This window comes from Pseudothioglobus sp. nBUS_23, assembly GCF_051201565.1.
In the GTDB taxonomy this organism is placed as follows: domain Bacteria; phylum Pseudomonadota; class Gammaproteobacteria; order PS1; family Pseudothioglobaceae; genus Pseudothioglobus.
The window spans coordinates 1,318,649-1,339,696 of sequence record NZ_CP179200.1; the positions used below are offsets into that span (position 1 = coordinate 1,318,649).

Sequence of the window (21,048 nt, forward strand, 5' to 3'; positions counted from 1 at the left end):
ATGAGTAGCGAAATAACAAATCAAAATCCGGTCATTTCTCTGAAGGGAGTCAACAAATGGTATGGAGACTTCCAGGCCCTTAAAGATATCAATCTTGAGATTAATGCCAAGGAGAAAATTGTGATTTGTGGACCATCAGGGTCAGGTAAATCAACCTTAATTAGATGCCTAAACCGATTAGAAGCTCATCAGGATGGGCAAATTCATGTCACCGGAATTGAGCTTCATGAAACCATGAAGGATATTGACATTGTTAGGCAAGACATCGGAATGGTCTTCCAAGGGTTTAATTTATTCCCGCATCTGACTGTTCTTGAGAACTGCATGGCGGGACCAAACTGGGTCAGGGGGATTGATGAAAGTGAAGCCAAAGAAAGGGCTATGTCACTCCTTAAACAGGTCAAAATTCCAGAACAAGCAGACAAATACCCTGAACAGTTATCAGGCGGACAGCAGCAACGGGTGGCGATTGCAAGAAGTTTGTGTATGCAGCCTAAAGTCATGCTTTTTGATGAGCCTACCTCAGCGCTGGATCCAGAAATGGTTTCTGAAGTACTCGACACAATGGTAGAACTAGCAAAAAGCGGTATGACTATGATCTGTGTTACCCATGAAATGGGATTTGCAAAGCAGGTTGCTGACAGGATTATTTTTATGGATGAGGGTGAGATTGTTGAAGAGAATACACCAGAAGAATTCTTTAATAATCCTCAAAATGTTCGAACTAAGACCTTTCTAGATCAGATTCTGAGTTAAGCTGACTCTTTAAAATACTCTCTGAAAGCATCAATGACAAAGAGTATGTCTTTCTCTTTGATTCCAAGATGACAAACTAACCTGCCTCTATCCAGATTAGAAATAATGATTTCTCTTTCTAATAAAAACTTTTCAAGCGGCTTTCTATGGGGCTCATGACAGTTAACAAAAACCATATTGGTCTGACTCTCACTAAAGTCAACCGACAGCTCTTCTAATGAAGATAAGCCCTCTGCTAGGAGTTTAGCGTTATCATGATCCTCCTGAAGCCTTTGAATGTTATTTTTTAAAGCATACATGCCGCAAGCAGCAAGGACGCCGACTTGCCTCATACCGCCTCCAAGCATTTTTCTGAGTCGATGAGCTTTATCAATTGTCTCTTGGTCTGCAACTAGCAGTGAGCCCACAGGAGCGCCCAACCCTTTTGACAGGCAAATTGATACACTATCAAAAGAGTCTGTTAATTGTTTCATGGATAATCCAGTTTTGATATGCGCGTTAAACAGTCGTGCACCATCCAAATGCACTTTGAGGTTTTTACTATGGGCTCTTTTTGCAAGCTCATCAAGCTCACTCTGAGGCTGAACCCGTCCAGAGAAGGTATTTTCTAGGCAGAGTAGTTTAGTGACTGCATAATGTGGATCATCATCCTTGATTTGATTGAGCATATCCTCAATGTTCATTGAGCCTGATGCTGAAGTCTCAATGGGGCAAATACCTACACCGCCTAAGACTGAAACGCCTCTGGCCTCGTATACATTGGTATGATAATTTTTTCCTATGAGGACTTCATCACCTCTTTGGCAATGAGATAGCATTGCAGTGAGGTTGCTCTGAGTGCCACTAGGGAAGAATAATGCTGCCTCTTTCTCTAAGAGTTTTGCTGCATATTTTTGAAGATCATTGACCTCTTGATCTTCACCATAGACATCATCACCAAGCCTAGCATTCTCGATGCATTCAAGCATTTCATTAGAGGGAAGAGTAACAGTATCACTTCTAAAATCAATTGGATTTTTTAAAATGATTTTTTGCGAATGGCTTGTATTAGAATTATATTGATTCATAGACTGCCTTATAAAGGCTTAACAACTGCAAGAATAATGATAGAAATCAAAAAAACGACTGGAAATTCATTAAACCATCTAAAGAAAACATGGGACTTAGTATTTTTATCAGCAGCAAAAATGCCAACCAAATAACCGCAATAAAAGTGATACCCAACAAGAATTGCAACTAGCAACAGCTTAATCTTAAGCCAATACATACTACTATAGACCTCCCAAGCATAGCTCTGAAGCATCCAGAAACCCATTATGGTAGTTAATATAAAGCTCGGCATCATGATTCCGTTATAGAGCTTTCGCTCCATAATCTTGAACCGCTCTATACTGATTTCATCCTCAGCCATGGAGTGATAAACGAACAGCCTTGGCAAGTAAAACATCCCTGCCATCCAAGAAACAAATCCAAAAACATGTATCGCTTTAACCCAGAGCATAATATATAGGAAAAAATAAAAACCATAATACCGTTTCGGTTTGTTTTTATGTTTATTTTTCAGAGTTTTAATCTTTTATTCCTTCGGTGATTTAACTCTTCGATGTCCTTACACATAGTAAAATTTAAATAAAAATTATTCTTAATTCTCCATGCTGAATTTTTTTAAGAAAAATCAAAACGTAGACTCCAATGAAGATAAAAATAAATCATCTTTAAAGGACAGGCTTTTCAAATCTAAAAAAAAGCTGGGTGATGGCCTTTCCTCTCTGGTCATTGGTAAAAAGAAGATTGATGAGGATCTTCTTGAGGAGCTGGAAGTCCTTTTAATCAGTTCAGATATAGGCATACAAACTACAGACAAGGTCATAGAAAGTGTTAGAAAGAAAGCCTCAAGAAAAGAGCTGAAAGATGAAGACAGCTTATATCAACTTATTAAGGTTGAACTTGAATCTCTATTGATTACTGATAGCAATTTTAATCCCAGCTATGAAATCCCTTTTGTCATTCTTGTCGTTGGAATCAATGGTGCTGGTAAGACTACAACCATTGGCAAACTTGCTAAATTGTTTCAGAGTGAAGGCAAATCAGTCATGCTCGCTGCTGGAGACACTTTTAGAGCAGCTGCAGTTGAACAACTTCAGGTCTGGGGTGAGAGAAATGATATACCGGTAATTGCTCAAAAGACTGGCTCAGATGCTGCCTCAGTGGTCTATGACGCTTATCAGTCTGCAATCGCTAAAAAAATTGATATTTTAATTGCTGATACTGCAGGAAGGCTTCATACCCAGGGCAACCTGATGCAAGAGCTCGAGAAAATCAAGAGAGTTCTAAAAAAACACAATGAGAAGGCTCCTCACGAGACCCTTTTGGTTATCGATGGTGGCTCAGGTCAAAATGCAGTTCAACAAGCAAAAGAGTTTCATAAGTCAATCAACTTATCTGGATTAGCTATCACCAAGCTTGATGGCACAGCGAAGGGTGGTGTTTTATTTTCAATTTCAGACGCGCTCAAACTTCCGATACGCTTCATTGGCGTTGGGGAGGCAATTGAAGACCTAAAACCTTTCAATTCAAAAGATTTTGTAGGCGCCCTATTCGATTAGAATTCTAATGCAAGGTACTGAGAATCAACTTTCTTGGCCAAATCAATATCTAACCTAGTAATTCCTCCCTCACTGTGAGTCACTAGATTAATCTCAACTTTATTGTAGACATTTGACCATTCAGGATGATGATCCATCATCTCAGCTATTATGGCAACCAAACTCATAAATTCAAAAGCTTGAGCAAAATCTTTAAACTTAAATGCTTTAAATAGCTTGCCTTTTTTAATAGTCCAGTTATCAATCTCCTTTAAGTGATGGTTTATTTGCTCATCAGTCAGAATCAATTCACTTCTCATTTAACAACTCTCTTGCGCCTAAAGATAAAAGTTTTTTAGCAGCTCTTATTCCTAAATCTATAGGTTTGCTTGTTTCACCAGTCTCTTGGACCCTTATTATTTCACCAGAATCAACATTACCAACCATTCCACTGAGCGTTAATTTAGAGCCTTCACTCGTTGCAAAAGCCCCGATTGCTACTGAGCATCCACCTTGAAGCGTGGCATTTAGTGCTCTCTCTGCGTTCACTTCATTTTGAGTTTTTTGATGAATAAGCGGCTTAATAAGGCTACTAATTTCATGATCATTAGCTTTTATCTCAATTCCAAGGGCTCCTTGACCCACTGCGGGCAAAGAATCATCAGGACTCAAATCTTGTTTTATTCTGTTGTCAAATCCAAGCCTTGTTAAGCCTGAACATGCCAAAATGATTGCATCATACTCTCCATCGTCAAGTTTTTTTAAACGAGTATTTACATTTCCTCGTAGATCCAAAATCTCAAGATCTGGTCTTATTGCTTTAACCTGTACAATTCGTCTTAAGCTACAGGATCCCAATTTTGCGCCAATCGGAAGATCTTGAATCGAGTTAAAATCATTTGATACAAATGCATCAAAAGGGTTCTCACGCTCCAGAATAGCACCTATTTCAAAACCTTGTGGTAGCTCGTAAGGAACATCCTTCATTGAATGAACGGCGATATCAGCTCTACCTTCCATGATTCCAACTTCCAGCTCCTTAATAAAGAGGCTCTTTCCCCCAATCTTAGAGAGAGGAGAGTTAAGAATTTGGTCACCCTGGGTAGTCATCTTAACCAACTCAACCTTTAAGTCTGGATATATATCCTCTAACTTAGATTTCACAAACTCTGCTTGCCAAAGGGCTAAAGGGCTTTTACGTGTGGCAATTTTCAGCACAGAAGTGGTGACTCCATTGAAATCGATTTCATTGATATTTTATCGAGTGTGGGTTAGGAATGTTAACAATTAGAGGTATTTAACATTAGGATTAGAATTATGATTTCTTACAATATTAATGGAACAAATAGGTTTTTATATCATTTTCAGTAACTTAGGCCATAGATACTGGAATAATGTGCAGTAATTTAAAAATGTAATTAAAACCGAGTAAATAGAGCAATGACTTCAGAAACAAATCAATTATGGGGTGGTCGTTTTAATCAACCGACAGATGAATTTGTAAAAATTTTTGGTGCTTCTGTGTCTTTTGATAAAGCGCTTGCCCTTTATGATATAGAAGGGTCAATTGCGCATGCAACTATGCTTAGTGAGGTAGAAGTTTTAACAGAATCTGAATTAAATGAGATTTTAAATGGTTTAGACAAAATCAAGAGCGAGATAACTTCAGGCAAATTTAATTGGTCTATCGACCTTGAAGATGTCCACATGAATATTGAGTCGAGGTTAACTGAGATTTGTGGTGAGCCAGGCAAAAAACTGCATACTGGGCGCTCAAGAAACGACCAAGTTGCAACCGACATCAGGCTTTACCTCAGGGATCATGTTGTCATGATAAACCAAGAGTTAAAGAAGCTTTTAAATGCATTGCTGGATCTTGCTGAAAAGGAAAATAATACAATAATGCCTGGCTTTACTCACCTTCAGGCTGCGCAGCCCATCACCTTTGGGCATCACCTTTTGGCATACTTTGAAATGTTCAAGCGTGATTATGAGCGACTTCAAGAAAGCTATAAACGTATCAATACAATGCCTCTTGGAAGTGCAGCACTTGCCGGAACAAGTTATCCAATTAATCGTGAGCGCACTGCGGAAATCTTAGGATTTGAGCGCATAAGCCAAAACTCTTTAGATGCTGTTAGTGATCGTGACTTTGCGATAGAATTCGCATCTAACGCTAGCCTTATTATGATGCATCTTTCTAGGTTTTCTGAAGAACTTGTCCTATGGTCTAGTGCTCAATTTGAGTTTGTATCGCTTCCAGATAGTTTCTGTACAGGATCATCGATTATGCCTCAGAAGAAAAATCCAGATGTTCCGGAATTGGTTCGCGGTAAAACTGGAAGGGTTACAGGCAATCTAGTCTCACTACTTACACTTATGAAAGGTCAGCCATTAGCTTATAACAAGGACAATCAGGAAGACAAAGAGCCTCTTTTTGATAGCGTTGAAACGATCTACTCTTGTGTTCGAATTTTTGCTGATATGGTTCCAAAGATTGAGGCTAATAAGCAGAACATGCTTATCTCTGCAATCAAGGGCTATACAACTGCAACAGATTTAGCGGACTATCTTGTCAAAAAGGGTTTGCCTTTTAGGGATGCACATGACGTTGTAGGTAGAGCTGTTGCACATGGAATTGATAGTGACAAAGATTTGAGTGAATTTAGTCTTGATGAGTTTCAAGAATTTAACTCTAACATTGATTCTGATGTTTTTGATGCAATTTCTCTAGAGGGCTCCATCAATTCTAGAGATCATCTTGGCGGCACCTCTCCAAAGCAAATTTTCAATGCTATCAAGGTGGGTCGAAATTCAATAAAATAATGCGCATTATTTTTGCAGGGACACCTGAATTTGCGGTTGCTGCATTATCTAAAATTCATAACTCTAATCATCAAGTTGTGGCTGTCTATTGTCAACCAGATAGGCCCAAGGGTAGAGGGAAAATCCTGACCTCTTGTGCTGTAAAAAACTTTGCCATTGAAAATGAACTTGAAGTCATTCAACCTGAAAATTTTAGCAGTGATCAAAATCTAAAGAAGCTTAGCTCACTTAAGCCAGATTTGATTGTTGTTGCAGCTTATGGCCAGATTTTGTCAAAAGAAGTACTAGATTTGCCTAAATTTGGTTGTTTAAATATTCATGCCTCTCTTCTTCCTCGCTGGAGAGGAGCAGCACCCATTGAAAGGGCTATTCATGCAGGAGATAAAGAGACGGGGATTTCGATCATGCAGATGAATGAAGGACTGGATACAGGTGATATTCTTTTAACAAAAAAACATTCCATATCAAATTTTGAGACATCTGGCTCTTTAACAGAGTCTTTATCGATACTGGGCGCTGAACTTTTAATTGATGCAATAGATCAACTTCCTAATTTGAACCCAAAGATTCAAGAGCACTCTAATGCCACTTATGCAAAAAAGATTTTAAAAGCTGAAGCTCGAATTGACTGGAACCAAAGTGCAGAAAATATTAATCAAATGATTAGAGCTTTCAATCCGCGTCCTATTGCTCAAAGCAATGCAGAAGCTATGGAGTTTAAAGACAAAGTCCTAAGAATCATTGAAGCTGAAGTAATACCAAGTCAAACTTCTAAACCTCCAGGCACAATCATTGAGCAAAATAAAGAGGTTTGTCATATTGCAACTGGTGCTGGAATACTAAGCTTAAAAAGGGTTCAGCTTGCTGGCAAAAAAGTAGCTCAAATTAAAGATTTTAATAACGCCTATCAATTACTCAAGCTATCTAATTCATAAGCTTAAATTGGCTTTAATTTCTGAAGCCTAGTTGACGCCAAGCCTCATAGGCAACGATAGAGACACAATTTGCAAGATTTAAACTCCTCGAGCCTTTTTGCATCGGGAGCGTAATGCCATCATATTCATCCATAATTTCTTTTGGAAGTCCTTTTGTCTCTGACCCAAAGAGAAATGAATCGTCCCTAAAGTATTTAACATCTGCATAACTCGTCTTTACTTTAGTACTAACTATGTAGATTTTTGATGGCGCTGCTTTATCAAGATAATCATCAAAATTGTCATATTCATAAACATTTGCTAATTCTTTATAATCAAGGCCAGCTCGTCTTAATCTTTTGTCAGTAATTTCGAATCCATAGGGCTTTATAAGATGAAGGTTAGCACCCATATTGGCCGATAATCTAATAAGGCTCCCAGTGTTATTCGGTATCTCTGGTTCAAATAAGACTAAGTTCAACATGTCACTTATTTACCTCAATAATGCTATAAGAACTATCATCCCATAGTTCATTAACTAATTCTAAAAACTCGCTTGTAGATATAATACTAAAAGAGCAAGCATTCAATAAAATTAATATAAATGGACTCTGGAAGATTGATTAAGAACCTTTTGAGAGAAGATGTCGAGGATGCATCAAAACTATTAGGCCTAGCGATTAACAAAACTCAAGAGCAGTTATTTGCTAATCTAGACTATGCACTCAATAACTCTGAATTTAAAAAGTTTTTTAGTCTTGTTGATGAGAGGAAGAATGGCAAACCATTTGCTTACATCAAAGGCTCTCAAGGTTTTTATGAACTTGAATTTCTAGTCTCTCCTTCAACTCTTATTCCCAGACCTGAAACTGAACTACTAATTGATATTGCAATTGATAGTCTAGATTCGGAAAAAAAAATAAAAGTACTAGACCTAGGAACTGGTAGCGGAATTATTGCCATAACCTTGTCACAGCAATGCCCAAATTGGGATGTATCTGCTAGTGATCAGTCTTCTAAAGCATTAACTCTTGCTAAATTGAATGCTAAGAGACCTATTAATTTTTACTGTGGAAGTTGGTTTGAGCCCTTACCCAAGATAAAGTTTGACTTGATTGTAAGTAACCCTCCCTATATCAGCGAAAAGGATCCCCACCTTGAAGACCTTCGTTTTGAGCCAATGGAGGCGCTCGTATCTGGAAATGATGGGCTTGAGGATATTAGGTTAATCATTTCACAATCACCTCAGTTTCTCAATAAAAATGGTCTTTTACTATTAGAGCATGGCTATGATCAAAAAGATAGAATTATTAACCTATTAGAAGATTCTTTCAAAAATATTAAAGCATTTAAAGATCTTAACGGAATCGATAGAGCAATAATTGCAGAGTTAAGGTAGCTCAAAAAACTTTACTTTATGCTTAGCAGATTTTTGTTGAGCAATGATTACCCCAGTGATAACCACAAGTGCTCCGATTGCCTGATGCCAAACCCACTGATCTCCCAAAAGAAAAAGCATCAACATGACATAAAATGGAACAGCATTTAAATGAAATGAAGCAATACCGATACCGAGCTGACTTACAGCCTTTATCCACAAAATTTGTGATATGCCAAGACCTAACCAAGCATAAATTAGAATCAAGCCCAGATGCTTGAGCGTTATTGATGATACGCTATTGGTTAAATCCATAAATACAGTGCAAATAAAGTAGAGAACTATTGAAAGAAGCGCCATTCCCAATGAAGTGACTGAAACCTGGCCCAAATTAGTCATACCAGGGAGGCTTTTAACAGTCGCTCTAGATCCCCATGCAAATAGCGCTACTCCTAGAAATCCAATCAGAATGGCAAATCCAATATTACTCTGATTCAGTGAGGCGCCAGAGGCAATATAGCCTCCACAAAGGACCAGAATTACTCCACAAAAAAACCAAACGGTCATTTTGCGTCCATCTAGCAGCATCTCAATTGATACTGCAAATACTGGCATAGTAGCAACTGCAAGAGCCGCAATCACAGGGGATGTTAGCGACTGAAGATAAAGAATTAAAAATGCGCCAATACCAAAGCCTGCTGCGCCAATCAAAGTGCCTTTAAGCCATTGAGCAGACTTAACCTTTTGAACCCCCTCAATTGATATCCATATTAAGAAGATTAATATAAATGAAAATACATTTCGAGCCGTAATAACACTGACAACATCCCAGTCATCTAATAAATACTCTGCAGCTGGAAATCCCATAGCAAAAAGGAGTATTGATAATACACAGATAAAGTTTGACTTTAGAACACCTGAATGATTCTCACTGCTTTGATCTGAAGAATGACTACTCATCGAAATATTTATTGAAGGGGAAATTAATCGCAATATATCAGAAAAATTTAATGGATGATATTATTTTATTCTCAGTTAAGATTTTGAGGATTGTCAAACAGTTAGTTCTCGATGTATAATCAAAATTATCAAGATAAAGGCTTTTTAAAGCGCTGCCTTGAAATAGTTTAAAAATAACGCCCAGTTATTTTTATTTATGGTCAAAGCAAATTTAAGAGGTGAGTTATGCTTGAAAAAAAACAAATCGGACAATCCACTCAAAGCATCTGGAGCGGTGAACAAGAGCACGAGCTCTATGAGCGCTCAACTCAAGTTCCCGTTGTTCATAGTGTCTCATTTGGCTACGAAGATATTGAGACTTGGTATAAAGTCGCTCTTGGAGAGGCTGAAGGTCACATCTATTCAAGAAACACCAACCCAACTGTTCGAGCTTTTGAGGATAAAGTCAAAGAGCTTGAATTTGCTGAGGCTGCAACGAGTTTTGCATCTGGCATGGCTGCAATTAGTAACACTCTAGCTACGTTTTTAAGACCTGGTGATCGAGTTGTCTCAATCAAAGACAGTTACGGAGGAACCAATGTTATATTTAATGAGTTTCTACCTCCTCTCAATATTGAAGTTAGCCTCTGTGAAACTGGAGACTATGAGCAAATAGAAGCAGAAATAACTAAAGGTTGTACCTTGCTATATCTGGAAACACCTACAAACCCCACCATAAAAATAACGGACATTAAGAGACTAAGCGCAGCGGCTAAAAAAGTAGGCGCTTTGGTGGTCGTTGATAATACCTTTGCAACTCCAATTAATCAAAATCCTTTGTTGCTTGGGGCTGATATTACACTTCACTCTGCCTCAAAGTATCTTGGGGGCCATGCAGATGCCCTAGGAGGAGTCATATGTGGCAACAAAGAATTAGTAAAAAAGGTTTATCACTACCGTGAAATTAATGGAGCAACGCTTGCACCAATGGATGCTTATAGCTTATTAAGGGGCATGAAAACGTTAAAGCTTCGAGTTGAAAGGCAAAATGAAAATGCTCTAAAAATTGCAAAATTCTTAGCAAATCATCCGATAGTTGAGCAAGTAAATTATCCAGGTCTAGAGACTCATCCTGGTCACGAAATAGCCAAAAAACAGATGAATAGTGGCTATGGTGGAATGCTAAGTTTTTCAGTCAAAGGTGGCTTAGAGGCGATTAAAGTGTTTCTACCAAAACTCAAATATGCCCACATGGCAGCAAATCTTGGATGTGTTGAGACGGTAGTTGGACCCCCTCTAACAACGAGTCACGTAGAGTGCAGCGCTGATGAGAGAATGGCTGCAGGAATTCCTGAAGGTTTAGTTAGATATTCAACTGGCATAGAGGATGTGGAGGACTTGATTGAGGATTTAGATCAAGCTTTTAGTTATATTGCATAGAAAGGAGACTTTATGAAAAAGGAGAGAAGAAGATTTAGTAAGGAAGAGTACATTGAAAGGCAGTCAAAGGTTCGAAAATCTATGAAGGACTCCAATGTTGATGCTCTTATTGTTTATGATCCTGCCAACATGTTTTGGCTAACTGGTTACGATGGCTGGTCATTCTATGTTCATCAGTGCGTTGTGATCTCAACGGATGGTGGCCTTTTTTGGTATGGCAGAGGCATTGATGCTAAAGGAGCAGAGCTGACCACAGATCTCGATTTAAAAGATATCATTGCATACCCTGATGACTATGTCATGACACCTGAAAAGCATCCAATGGAGCATCTTGCTCGAATCTTGAAAGAAAAAGGACTTGGCAACAAAGTTATTGGACTGGAAAAGGACAACTACTATTTCTCAGCTAGAGCTGCTGAATCTTTATATAGCTCACTCCCAAATGCCAAGTTTAGCGATCAAACAGGCCTTGTGAACTGGCAAAGAGCAGTTAAATCTGAAACTGAAATTACCTACATGAAAAGGGCTGGAAAGGTCATCGAAGGCGTTTATCAGAGAGTTATGCAGGTTGCTGAGCCGGGAATGAGAAAAAATGAACTAGTCGCTGAAATTTATCATGCTGGAGTACGAGGGCATGAGGGTCATTATGGTGATTATGCGTCTTTTGTTCCCTTAATCGGAGCGGGTGAAGAGGCAGCGGCATGCCATATGACTTGGAATGATGAGCCACTAAAAAACGATGAAGGTATGTTTTTAGAACTTGGTGCAGCCTATGCAAGATACCACTGTCCCTGCTCAAGAACCTTATTTTTAGGAAACCCTCCAAAGGAATACCTTGATATCGAAAAAGTCATTAATGAATGCATCGTTAACGCAATTGAGATGTTTAAGCCGGGTAATACTTGTGCACAAATATCAGATAACTTTACTGCCACTCTCAAAAAGTATGGCTATGAAAAGAACAACAGGTGCGGATATCCTATTGGTTGCAGCTACCCACCAGATTGGGGTGAGCGAACCATGAGCCTTAGAGGAACCGATCAAACTGTTCTCGAGGAAAATATGACCTTTCATTTCATGCCAGCGATCTGGTTTGATGACTGGGGATTTGAAATGACTGAAAGTATCCGTGTTGGTAAAAATGGTGGCGAATGCTTGTCTAACGTTCCAAGAGAATTGTTAGTTAAATAAAGCCTTTATTTTTTTGCTAGTTCTGATTTCTTGATCAGGCTAACCGGAACTGAGTTTGTGTCTTTAATACAGTCAAGCACAGCATAACTAAAGTAGCGCCTCATGCCAATATCTGCTTTTAAGACTCTTTTAAGAAAGTCCTGATAATCAACGACATCTTTGACGAGAACCTTGAGTATGTAATCTAAACCGCCACCTACTGACCAGCATGACTGAACCTCATCAAAATCCATGATTGCATCCTCAAAACGAGCAAATTCACCCTGCTTATGACTCTCTAATTCAACTTCAGTGATAACAAGATGAAAATGACTTAGAAATGAAGATGATAGTTTCGCACCATAGCTCTCAATTATCCCTGCCTCTTCAAGTCTTTGAAGTCTGTCCCACGAGGGCGTCAGAGATAAGTTCAGTTTATCAGCGAGAGCTGTTTTGGTAATCCTGCCTTCCTCCTGAAGAATGGATAGAATCTGAATGTCTCTTTCATCGAGTTTGTACATGAGACCATTATCTCTCTATTTGAAAATTTATTTTTCAAAAAAATTCAATTAGGTTTGAATTTTTAATAATAATCAGTGATTTATAGAGTTTTGAAAAACCCTATTAGCTATCAAATTTTCTATTGTTTTTGAAATTTGATCAAAAGTGGCTTGATTTGATGTTAGTACCGGCTTGCCAATAGCTGCTTCGATGTCTGGAATGATTTCAGCAGATCGCATAGCAGTACACGAAATAAAGATTGCATCAGCGTCATCATGGATTGCTGCTTTGGCAGCATTTATTATTTCATCCGCTGGAAGCATGGCAACATCCCTGTCATCATCCATATCCATATACATTGAAGAAACAATCTCAACATCATTTTTTTGAAGGTAATCTCTCAGTAAAGAGGATACTTCTTCACTGTATGGGGTTAAGACACTCACTTTATTAAAGCCTCTCTCCTTAAAGTTGGCTACAACAGCTTGAGAGGTAGAAAGAACTTTTGCAGTTGGCTTACTCTCATGAATTGCGTTTTCAATGGCACCATCACCTACGATTGATGACGATGAAGTGCAGTTAAATACCACCAAATCAAGATCGTAACCTGGAAGGATTCCTGAGGAAGCATCCGTTAAATCATCGCCAATAGCAGCCAGGGACTCTGGTGTCATAGGGTTAGCAAAGTGAATTCGATTGAAATAGAAATCATAATTAGGTTGTTGCTCAGCATACATTCTGACAAAATCACGCTCAAATGTAAAGTCGGTATTCAATACAATCAATCCAACAGAAGGCCTTTCATTAGCTGGATTAAGGGCCTCTGATAAGTCATATTTAGTTGATTCAATAGCCATAATCTTTAGTTTTGAATAGTTTTAGAAAATAAATGCATAACGACGACTCCTGAAATAATTAAGGCCATACCGATGATAGAGCCAAGATCTGGGATTTCTTTGTAAATTACTGCCCCAATAACAGCAACAAGGCATATTCCTAATCCAGACCAGACAGCATAAACAACGCCCAAAGGCAAGTCTCTTAAAGCAAGCGTCATAAGCCAAAAAGATAGGAGATAAAAAATGACTAAAAATGTTGTTGGTACAAGCCTTGTAAATTCTTCAGTTGCCTTTAATAAACTTGTCCCGGCCACCTCAGCAGCAATGGCCAATGCTAGATAGAAATAACTCATTTGGTTAAGTCAGTACTTTAAATAAGGCACAGTATAACCTTTAGAAATATTATTGAGAAAAGTTTTTTTATATTAAAAAAAAATTGAAGTTGGCCTATAAGCCGGGTTCTGTTTGGTCGAAACCATGATAGCCATTCATCTACGAAACTTGTCACCAAGTATCTTGAGCACTCTACCCGAAGACAACGCGGGCAGCGCCAATGCCTTCCTATTTGAGCTTGCTCCAAGTGGGGTTTACCTTGCCAAACTTATCACTAAGTTTGCGGTGAGCTCTTACTCCACCATTTCACCCTTACCTGCCAAAGCAGGCGGTATATTTTCTGCTGCACTTTCCGTCGCATCACTGCGCCTAGTCGTTAACTAGCACTTTGCCCTTTGGAGCCCGGACTTTCCTCTCGATGCAAATACATCCAGCGACTATCCAGCCAACTTCAGGGAAAATTATACGCTATGAACTATCCCTTGAATGTTAAGGGAATATTGTTAAGGGCTTTGTGTATGTTATCTCCATCAGTATCTACAGCAACGGTCACAGGCATATCTTTGACTTCCATTTCGTAAATTGCCTCCATGCCCATCTCCTCAAAGGCCACAACCTTGGCTTTTTTAATGGATTTTGAAATCAGGTAAGCAGCGCCTCCAACAGCAATTAAGTAACTGGCTTTATGTTTTTTTATACTTTCAACTGTCGCCTCACCTCTCTCAGCTTTTCCAATCATTCCAAGAAGCCCAGTATTTTCAAGCATCAGATCAGTAAACTTATCCATTCTTGTTGCAGTAGTTGGACCAGCAGGCCCAATTACCTCATCCCGAACAGCATCAACTGGCCCAACATAATAGATGAATTTATTTTCAAAGTTTACGCCGTCTGGAAGGCCTTCCCCATTCTCAATCATTGATTTAAGTCTATTATGTGCCGCGTCCCTTCCAGTGATAATAATTCCAGACAAAAGAAGGGTGTCACCTATGTTCCATTCCTCCATTTCTGATTGAGTTAAGCTATCTAAATCAACTTTTTTATATTTAGAAACATCCATTTCTAAATCTGGATAAAGACTGAGATCAATTTCAGGCAATTCAGCAACCCCAGATCCATCTATTGAGAAATGGACATGTCTCGTGGAGGCGCAATTTGGAATCATAGCAACAGGAAGAGAGGCTGCATGTGTAGGATAATCATTAATCTTCACATCCAAAACTGTCGTTAGCCCGCCTAGACCTTGAGCACCAATTCCCAACTCATTAATCTTGTCAAATAAATCAATCCTTAACTTCTCAACATCACTTGGATTCTTTTTAGCTTTAATGTCATTGATATCAATTGATTCCATCAAAGAGGCCTTAGCCATCAGCATAGCTTTCTCTGCAGTACCACCAACACCAATACCAATCATCCCAGGAGGGCACCAGCCTGCGCCCATCGTTGGAATCGTTCTTAGAACCCAATCCGTAAGATTGTCATCAGGATTGAGCACTGTAAATTTAGATTTATTCTCTGACCCCCCTCCTTTGGCTGCGACAGTAACGTCCAACTTATCTCCCTTAACCAGCTTCGTATGAATTACTGCTGGAGTGTTATCTTGGGTATTTTTTCTAGAGAATAAAGGATCACTCACTATTGAGGCCCTCAAACGATTATCTGGCTCGTTGTTCGCCCTTCTGACGCCCTCATTAATCATATCTTCAAGAGAAAGCTCAGCATTCCACTCTACATTCATTCCAACCTCAACAAAGACATTGACAATTCCAGTGTCTTGACAGATTGGTCTTTTTCCAAGAGCGCACATCTTCGAATTAATCAAAATCTGTTCAATCGCATTTTTAGCACTCTGACTGGTCTCTCTTTCATAAGCAGAAACCATTGCATTAATAAAATCAGGCGAGTGATAATATGAAATATATTGCAACGCTGAATGAATACTTTCTATTAAATGTTCCTGCTTGATAATCATATTTATTTAGGCTTTGGTATTGTCTAAAGTAGGCTTTGAGGTTATATTATAACCTCTAAACATTTTATTTTTTTTGCTAGGGACCCCTTATGTTCAATTTATTCACAGGCCAAAATCTTTCTGTTGACTTAGGCACAGCAAACACACTCATTTATATGGATGGAAAGGTTGTTCTGAATGAACCCTCTGTTGTCGCACTCAGACATGAAAAGGGGGCCTCGGAATCATCTGTAATCGCTGTGGGTCAAGAAGCAAAGAATATGCTTGGCAGAACCCCAGGCGCAATTGAAGCTATAAGGCCAATGAAGGATGGCGTGATTGCAGATTTTAAGGTGACTGAGAAAATGCTTCAATTCTTTATGAAAAAAGTATTAAAGTCTGGTTTTTTCTCTCCAAGCCCAAAAGTGCTTATCTGTGTACCATGCGGTGCCACTCAAGTGGAAAGACGGGCTATTAAAGAGAGTGCAGTTGGCGCTGGTGCAAGAGATGTTTATCTAATTGAAGAGCCAATGGCTGCCGCTCTTGGTGCTGGAATGGCCATTGAAGAGGCCTCAGGTGCCATGGTTCTTGATATTGGCGGTGGAACTTCAGAGATTGCAATACTCTCACTCAACGGAATTGTTTATTCTGACTCGCTAAGAGTTGGTGGGGACGTGTTTGATGACACCATTGTAAAATTCGTCAGAAGGGTCCATGGGATTATTATTGGTGAGGCTACGGCTGAGCAAATCAAAGAAGAGGTTGGTAGTGCTTTTGAATCCAAAATTATTCGAAAGAATGAGTTTAGAGGCAGAGCAGTTTCAACAGGACTTCCGGTAAGCTTTGAAGTAACCAATTCTGAAATACTTGAGGCTTTGAGTGAGCCCTTAGGCATGATTATAAGCGCACTAAGAACAGCATTAGAACAAACCCCGCCTGAACTTTCATCAGATATTGCACAAAATGGTCTAGTGATTACTGGTGGCGGTGCTCTATTGGAGGGACTTGATAAACTGATTCATAGTCAGACTAATTTACCTGTCACAATTGCTGATGATCCTCTCACATGTGTTGCTAGAGGTGGAGGAATAGCTTTAGAGATGATTAACCATCATGACATGGGGTTCTTGGCAGCAGAGTGATTCGTATTAAGTCGAGATCTTAATAATGCGACTTTTAAAACTGTTTGTTCCTATATTTCTCTCGATTATTCTTATTGTTCTAGATGCTCGTTTCTCCTACCTTGATAACTTCAAGCGTTTTACACTAACCCTACTCAGTCCTATCTATTTGGTTGTTGATTTACCGAGTCAAGTGATCGACTGGGTTAATGACAAAGGCAGCGAAACTGAATTACTAGTGAGTAAAAATGACTATCTTGAGGGTCAGCTTATTGAACTCAAGGCAAAACTTCAGACCTACAACAATTTAACTCTTGAAAATCAAAAATTATCCAATCTACTTGAGTCAAGCTACTTAATTCCAGGTCACAATGTAAAACTAGCCCGAATTAAGTCGATCTCTCAGTCAAGACTAACAAAGAAAATTGTTATCAATAAAGGCTTTAATGATGGCGTAACTTTGTCAGATTTAATCATTGCCTCAGATGGAGTGGTTGGACAGGTCACCGAAGTAACGCCAATGTATTCTACAGTTCGACTTCTTTCAGACCCAACACAACACATTCCCGTAAAAAACTCAAGAAATGGCATTAGAGGAATTACAAAAGGACTTGCATCTAACGAAAGTGGAATGGTTCTAAAATATATCCCTCTTGAGTCTGATATCAAATTGGGTGATATCTTTATGACGAGCGGCATTGGAAATTACTATCCGTCAGGGTACTCTGTTGGCAGAGTTAAATTGATAGATGAAAATCAGGATCCTTCCTTCATGACTGTATACCTAGAACCAACACAGAATATGAATAGATTAGAATTGGTGCTTATAGTGAAGGAGAAGAATGATTAATCAATCACAGCTAATTCTTCTTATCAAAATTACTTTTATTGCATTCATAGTTGGTGCAATTGCCTTGCCGAGTATGATCGAAATGATTTCACCATTTTGGCTGCTTTTATTTTTTATATATTGGTTAATCTACTCTGATAGTAACGTAATTTATAGCTCTGCCTTTGTATTAGGAATTCTTCTTGATGTCTTTCAAGGTGGCATTCTTGGGCAAAATGCTCTTGCGCTTGTTATTAGCTCTGCGTTTATTTTGAGTGTAAAAAAATCATTTTTCGTATCCAATCTTACTACCCAGCAGGTCTACGTATTCATTGCCTCTTTAATGTACCTGATCGTATTTCTGATTACCCATATAACGGTTCAAGGTCTGCAATTTCAATGGCTTATAATTTTCACTCCATTCACTGGGGCAATTCTTTGGCCAGTTGTTCGATTCTCACTTGCAAAGCTTAAGCATTAAATATTTTTCATGGATAAGATTGGAAATCTAAAGAGAGAAAGAAAAGTTTTCAAATCCAGAGTGGTTTTTTCAGTAGTCATTATGCTTTCAATGACTCTAATTCTCACAATTAGACTTTTTAATCTTCAGATTACTCAACATGAATACTACGTTGAGGAGGCTCTTGGGAACCAAATGCAAAATCTTCCAATCACACCTGTAAGAGGAGATATTTTGGATCGCAATGGAAAAGTATTAGCAACCAATGAGTTTTCTTATAGACTCACAATTACCCCAGAAAAAGTTAGCAATTTAAATGATACACTTGTTGAATTAGAAATCAATGAGTACATTGATTCAAAGGATATAGAAAGGTTTAACAAGAACTTAAGCCGCTTCAAAAAATTTCATAACATCCCAATCAAATTTAATCTTTCTGAATCCTCTGCTTCATCATTTTTAGTCAACAATCAAATGCCCGGAGTTGAAGTTGAGCCCTACTTCCACCGCGTATATCCTTATGGAAAATCAAGTTCACATCTCATTGGTTACGTTGCTTCGATGAATAAGGAAGATAAAAGCAGGTATGACAAAAAGAATTACGCGGGCACTTCCTTTGTTGGCAAGATTGGCGTTGAAAAGCAGTATGAAAATTTACTTCATGGCCAATCTGGAATGAAACAAATTGAGAGAAATGTAGCTGGGAGAGTTGTTGATACAAAGGTGATTAACCCTTCAATACCAGGTGAAGATGTCTACCTAAATATTGATATTGACCTTCAATTAAAGGCGGAGTCTTTGCTAGGAGAGAGCAGAGGGGTTATTGCTCTGATCGATGTCAATGATGGATCTGTTTTGACACTCGTGAGTACACCCTCTTTTGATCCGAATTGGTTTGTGAATGGAATTTCCGTTAAACGATATGAAGAACTCAAAGGCAATCCTGACTTACCTCTATTTGACCGAAGCACAAAAGGGCTATATCCTCCGGGATCGACTATCAAACCAATGGTTGCTCTTGGAGGACTTGAAAAAAATAATATAACCATTAAGCACACTACCTTTTGTCCGGGATTTTATAAACTTACAGACTACTCCCGAAAGTTTAACGACTGGAAGAGAACTGGACATGGAAGAGTTGATACTATTGAGGCCATTGCGCAGTCTTGTGATGTGTTCTTTTATGACCTAGCTTACAAGATGGGTATTGATGAAATCAATAATAGCCTTTCTTACTTTCAGTTTGGAGAGAAAACAGGTCTTGATCTTCCAGGAGAACTAGGAGGGATACTTCCATCAAGAGAATGGAAAAAAATAAATAAGGATGAGCCTTGGTATAGAGGTGAAACCCTAATAACTGGCATTGGACAGGGTTTCATGACTGCAAGCCCAATTCAACTTGCTTTAGCGACTGGAGCAATAGCGAATAAAGGCAACCTTTTAACCCCTAGAGTCTTGATGCATAGTCAATCCAAAGATGGTGAGTCCTATTTTGAATCCCAGACAGAGTCAAAACAAATTCCAATAAAAAATATTGATAACTGGGAACTCATCATTCAGTCCATGAAGCAAACAATTTATGGCAAGCTCGGAACAGCAAAAAGATTAAACAATAAACTTAACTATACACTGGCAGGAAAAACTGGAACTGCACAGGTATTTGGATTGGACCCTGAAGAAGAGTATATCGCTGAAAATATTGATGAAAAACTCAGGGATCATGCCCTTTTTACTGCTTTTGCGCCAATAGAGAACCCTCAAGTTGCTATCGCTATTATTGTTGAAAATGCAGGCAGTGGAAGCTCAAAAGCAGCACCCCTAGCTAGATCCCTTCTTGACGAATATTTTAATAAATACGGAGTAGATCCTGATAAGATCTAATTACTAAACTCTTAAACCTGAGAGGCTAAGAAATTCTCTCTAAAGACATCGAAAGTATTAGACTTTAATGATTCTCTGATGGACCTCATTAGATCTTGATAATAAAAAAGGTTGTGGAATGTATTGAGCCTAGACCCTAAAATTTCATTTGTCTTTTGTAGATGATGAAGATAAGATCTTGAGTAACGTTTACATGTATTGCAACTGCAATTTGGATCAAGCGGACCAGTATCTAGTTTGTATTTTGCATTACGAATTTTTACAACACCCTCTGAGGTGAATAAATAACCATTTCTTGCGTTCCTAGATGGCATAACACAGTCAAACATGTCAACTCCCATTGCAACACCTTCAACAAGGTCTAGAGGGGTTCCAACACCCATAAGATAGCGAGGTTTATCAGTAGGCATGTGTTCTGGTAAAAAATCTAAGACCTTCATCATTTCTTCTTTGGGCTCTCCTACAGAGAGACCTCCAATCGCATAACCATCAAAATTCATCTCTATCAGTGACTCAGCAGACTGAATCCTTAAATCTTTATGCATGCCGCCTTGAATGATTCCAAAAAGGGCATTTTTATTCTTAAGTCTTTGATGCTCCATAAGGGATCTCTTTGCCCATCTAAGAGACAACTGCATCGACTGATCAACTTCACTTTTTTCTGCAGGATAGGCGGTGCAGTCATCAAAAATCATGACAATATCTGAACCTAATTTTTTCTGGATTTGCATGGACTCTTCTGGACCCATGAAAATTGATGACCCATCTTTTGGAGAACGAAACGAAACACCCTTCTCAGTAATTTTTCGCATCTTTCCAAGACTAAACACTTGAAAACCTCCAGAGTCAGTCAAAATCGGTCCAGACCAATTCATAAAGTCATGAAGATCTCCATGCGCTTCAATAACATCAGTAGATGGAGTAATTGATAAATGAAAAGTATTGCCTAAAATAATTTCAGCCCCAAGCTCCTTAACCTCTTCAACAGTCATCGCCTTAACAGTGCCATAGGTCCCCACCGGCATGAATGCTGGCGTATTAACGATACCTCTATCGAAGTTAAGTTTTCCAAGGCGCGCCTTACCATTAGTATTTAAGAGTTCAAATTTCATGTTAGTTTTATTA

Annotated in this window: 22 protein-coding genes and 1 other RNA gene; 11 read left to right on the top strand and 12 right to left on the bottom strand. The window is 38.7% G+C overall.

The genetic code is table 11. The annotated features are described in order from the left end of the window. A complete protein-coding gene (locus ACMAZA_RS06745) occupies positions 1-756 on the top strand; it encodes an amino acid ABC transporter ATP-binding protein (protein ID WP_435190484.1) in 756 nt (251 codons plus the stop codon). Here the strand turns inward: ACMAZA_RS06745 and ltaE are convergent. Beyond that, positions 753-1,823: a low-specificity L-threonine aldolase gene (gene ltaE, locus ACMAZA_RS06750; protein WP_435188117.1), complete on the bottom strand. Its 1,071-nt coding sequence runs from the start codon at positions 1,821-1,823 to the stop codon at positions 753-755. The genes ACMAZA_RS06745 and ltaE overlap by 4 nt on opposite strands. A gap of 8 nt (positions 1,824-1,831) precedes the next feature. Further along, positions 1,832-2,257: a CopD family protein gene (locus tag ACMAZA_RS06755; RefSeq protein ID WP_435188119.1), complete on the bottom strand. Its 426-nt coding sequence runs from the start codon at positions 2,255-2,257 to the stop codon at positions 1,832-1,834. Between the two features lie 151 nt (positions 2,258-2,408). On the opposite strand from ACMAZA_RS06755, the gene ftsY reads away from it, so the two are divergent. Beyond that, positions 2,409-3,362 carry a signal recognition particle-docking protein FtsY gene (gene ftsY / locus ACMAZA_RS06760; RefSeq protein ID WP_435188121.1) on the top strand — a complete coding sequence of 318 codons (954 nt, stop codon included), beginning with the start codon at positions 2,409-2,411 and terminating at the stop codon, positions 3,360-3,362. On the opposite strand, the gene ACMAZA_RS06765 is transcribed toward ftsY, so the two are convergent. Beyond that, on the bottom strand, positions 3,359-3,661 hold the full coding sequence (locus ACMAZA_RS06765) for a 4a-hydroxytetrahydrobiopterin dehydratase (RefSeq protein WP_435188123.1): 303 nt from the start codon (positions 3,659-3,661) through the stop codon (positions 3,359-3,361). The genes ftsY and ACMAZA_RS06765 overlap by 4 nt on opposite strands. Further along, positions 3,651-4,559 (bottom strand): hydroxymethylbilane synthase, encoded by a 909-nt coding sequence (gene hemC / locus ACMAZA_RS06770; protein WP_435188126.1) that lies wholly within the window; start codon positions 4,557-4,559, stop codon positions 3,651-3,653. Before hemC ends, ACMAZA_RS06765 begins: the two co-directional genes overlap by 11 nt. 222 nt (positions 4,560-4,781) lie before the next feature. Between hemC and argH the strand changes: the two genes are divergently transcribed. Together argH and fmt are read left to right on the top strand one after the other, a co-directional pair. Further along, positions 4,782-6,167 carry an argininosuccinate lyase gene (gene argH, locus ACMAZA_RS06775; RefSeq protein ID WP_435188128.1) on the top strand — a complete coding sequence of 462 codons (1,386 nt, stop codon included), beginning with the start codon at positions 4,782-4,784 and terminating at the stop codon, positions 6,165-6,167. Next, the gene (fmt, locus tag ACMAZA_RS06780; RefSeq protein WP_435188129.1) at positions 6,167-7,102 is read left to right on the top strand and encodes a methionyl-tRNA formyltransferase; all 936 of its coding nucleotides are present in this window, start codon (positions 6,167-6,169) and stop codon (positions 7,100-7,102) included. The genes argH and fmt overlap by 1 nt, the downstream gene beginning before the upstream one ends. 13 nt (positions 7,103-7,115) lie before the next feature. Here fmt and ACMAZA_RS06785 read toward each other — a convergent pair whose 3' ends face one another. Then, positions 7,116-7,565 carry a tRNA (cytidine(34)-2'-O)-methyltransferase gene (locus tag ACMAZA_RS06785; RefSeq protein WP_435188131.1) on the bottom strand — a complete coding sequence of 150 codons (450 nt, stop codon included), beginning with the start codon at positions 7,563-7,565 and terminating at the stop codon, positions 7,116-7,118. A gap of 120 nt (positions 7,566-7,685) precedes the next feature. Here ACMAZA_RS06785 and prmC point away from each other — a divergent pair, with 120 nt between their 5' ends. After that, positions 7,686-8,480 carry a peptide chain release factor N(5)-glutamine methyltransferase gene (gene prmC, locus ACMAZA_RS06790; RefSeq protein ID WP_435188133.1) on the top strand — a complete coding sequence of 265 codons (795 nt, stop codon included), beginning with the start codon at positions 7,686-7,688 and terminating at the stop codon, positions 8,478-8,480. Here the strand turns inward: prmC and ACMAZA_RS06795 are convergent. Further along, positions 8,472-9,419 carry a DMT family transporter gene (locus ACMAZA_RS06795; RefSeq protein WP_435188134.1) on the bottom strand — a complete coding sequence of 316 codons (948 nt, stop codon included), beginning with the start codon at positions 9,417-9,419 and terminating at the stop codon, positions 8,472-8,474. The genes prmC and ACMAZA_RS06795 overlap by 9 nt on opposite strands. A 225-nt stretch (positions 9,420-9,644) precedes the next feature. Between ACMAZA_RS06795 and ACMAZA_RS06800 the strand changes: the two genes are divergently transcribed. Both ACMAZA_RS06800 and ACMAZA_RS06805 read left to right on the top strand, forming a co-directional pair. Beyond that, positions 9,645-10,838 (top strand): cystathionine gamma-synthase family protein, encoded by a 1,194-nt coding sequence (locus ACMAZA_RS06800; protein WP_435188136.1) that lies wholly within the window; start codon positions 9,645-9,647, stop codon positions 10,836-10,838. Positions 10,839-10,850: 12 nt separating this feature from the next. Further along, a complete protein-coding gene (locus ACMAZA_RS06805; RefSeq protein ID WP_435188137.1) occupies positions 10,851-12,029 on the top strand; it encodes a M24 family metallopeptidase in 1,179 nt (392 codons plus the stop codon). A 5-nt stretch (positions 12,030-12,034) separates the two neighbouring features. Here the strand turns inward: ACMAZA_RS06805 and ACMAZA_RS06810 are convergent, their stop codons facing one another. From ACMAZA_RS06810 to ACMAZA_RS06830, 5 genes are all read right to left on the bottom strand, one after another. Further along, the gene (locus tag ACMAZA_RS06810; protein WP_435188139.1) at positions 12,035-12,529 is read right to left on the bottom strand and encodes an Lrp/AsnC family transcriptional regulator; all 495 of its coding nucleotides are present in this window, start codon (positions 12,527-12,529) and stop codon (positions 12,035-12,037) included. Positions 12,530-12,601: 72 nt separating this feature from the next. Continuing rightward, positions 12,602-13,366 (bottom strand): maleate cis-trans isomerase family protein, encoded by a 765-nt coding sequence (locus ACMAZA_RS06815; protein ID WP_435188141.1) that lies wholly within the window; start codon positions 13,364-13,366, stop codon positions 12,602-12,604. Positions 13,367-13,371: 5 nt separating this feature from the next. After that, positions 13,372-13,701: a DMT family transporter gene (locus ACMAZA_RS06820; RefSeq protein ID WP_435188142.1), complete on the bottom strand. Its 330-nt coding sequence runs from the start codon at positions 13,699-13,701 to the stop codon at positions 13,372-13,374. 81 nt (positions 13,702-13,782) lie between these two features. Continuing rightward, positions 13,783-14,134, bottom strand: an RNA gene (rnpB, locus tag ACMAZA_RS06825) — RNase P RNA component class A. A gap of 22 nt (positions 14,135-14,156) precedes the next feature. Beyond that, complete coding sequence (locus ACMAZA_RS06830; protein ID WP_435188144.1) at positions 14,157-15,653, bottom strand: fumarate hydratase; 1,497 nt, start codon at positions 15,651-15,653, stop codon at positions 14,157-14,159. Positions 15,654-15,742: 89 nt separating this feature from the next. On the opposite strand from ACMAZA_RS06830, the gene ACMAZA_RS06835 reads away from it, so the two are divergent. The 4 genes from ACMAZA_RS06835 to mrdA are packed head-to-tail and all read left to right on the top strand — an operon-like array spanning position 15,743 to position 19,923. Then, a complete protein-coding gene (locus ACMAZA_RS06835; RefSeq protein WP_435188145.1) occupies positions 15,743-16,774 on the top strand; it encodes a rod shape-determining protein in 1,032 nt (343 codons plus the stop codon). Between the two features lie 25 nt (positions 16,775-16,799). Continuing rightward, positions 16,800-17,603 carry a rod shape-determining protein MreC gene (gene mreC / locus ACMAZA_RS06840; protein WP_435188147.1) on the top strand — a complete coding sequence of 268 codons (804 nt, stop codon included), beginning with the start codon at positions 16,800-16,802 and terminating at the stop codon, positions 17,601-17,603. Further along, a complete protein-coding gene (mreD, locus tag ACMAZA_RS06845; RefSeq protein WP_435188149.1) occupies positions 17,596-18,063 on the top strand; it encodes a rod shape-determining protein MreD in 468 nt (155 codons plus the stop codon). The genes mreC and mreD overlap by 8 nt, the downstream gene beginning before the upstream one ends. 9 nt (positions 18,064-18,072) lie before the next feature. Continuing rightward, positions 18,073-19,923 carry a penicillin-binding protein 2 gene (gene mrdA, locus ACMAZA_RS06850; RefSeq protein WP_435188152.1) on the top strand — a complete coding sequence of 617 codons (1,851 nt, stop codon included), beginning with the start codon at positions 18,073-18,075 and terminating at the stop codon, positions 19,921-19,923. Positions 19,924-19,934: 11 nt separating this feature from the next. Here the strand turns inward: mrdA and tgt are convergent, their stop codons facing one another. Beyond that, positions 19,935-21,035 carry a tRNA guanosine(34) transglycosylase Tgt gene (gene tgt / locus ACMAZA_RS06855; RefSeq protein WP_435188154.1) on the bottom strand — a complete coding sequence of 367 codons (1,101 nt, stop codon included), beginning with the start codon at positions 21,033-21,035 and terminating at the stop codon, positions 19,935-19,937. Between the last annotated feature and the right edge of the window lie 13 nt (positions 21,036-21,048).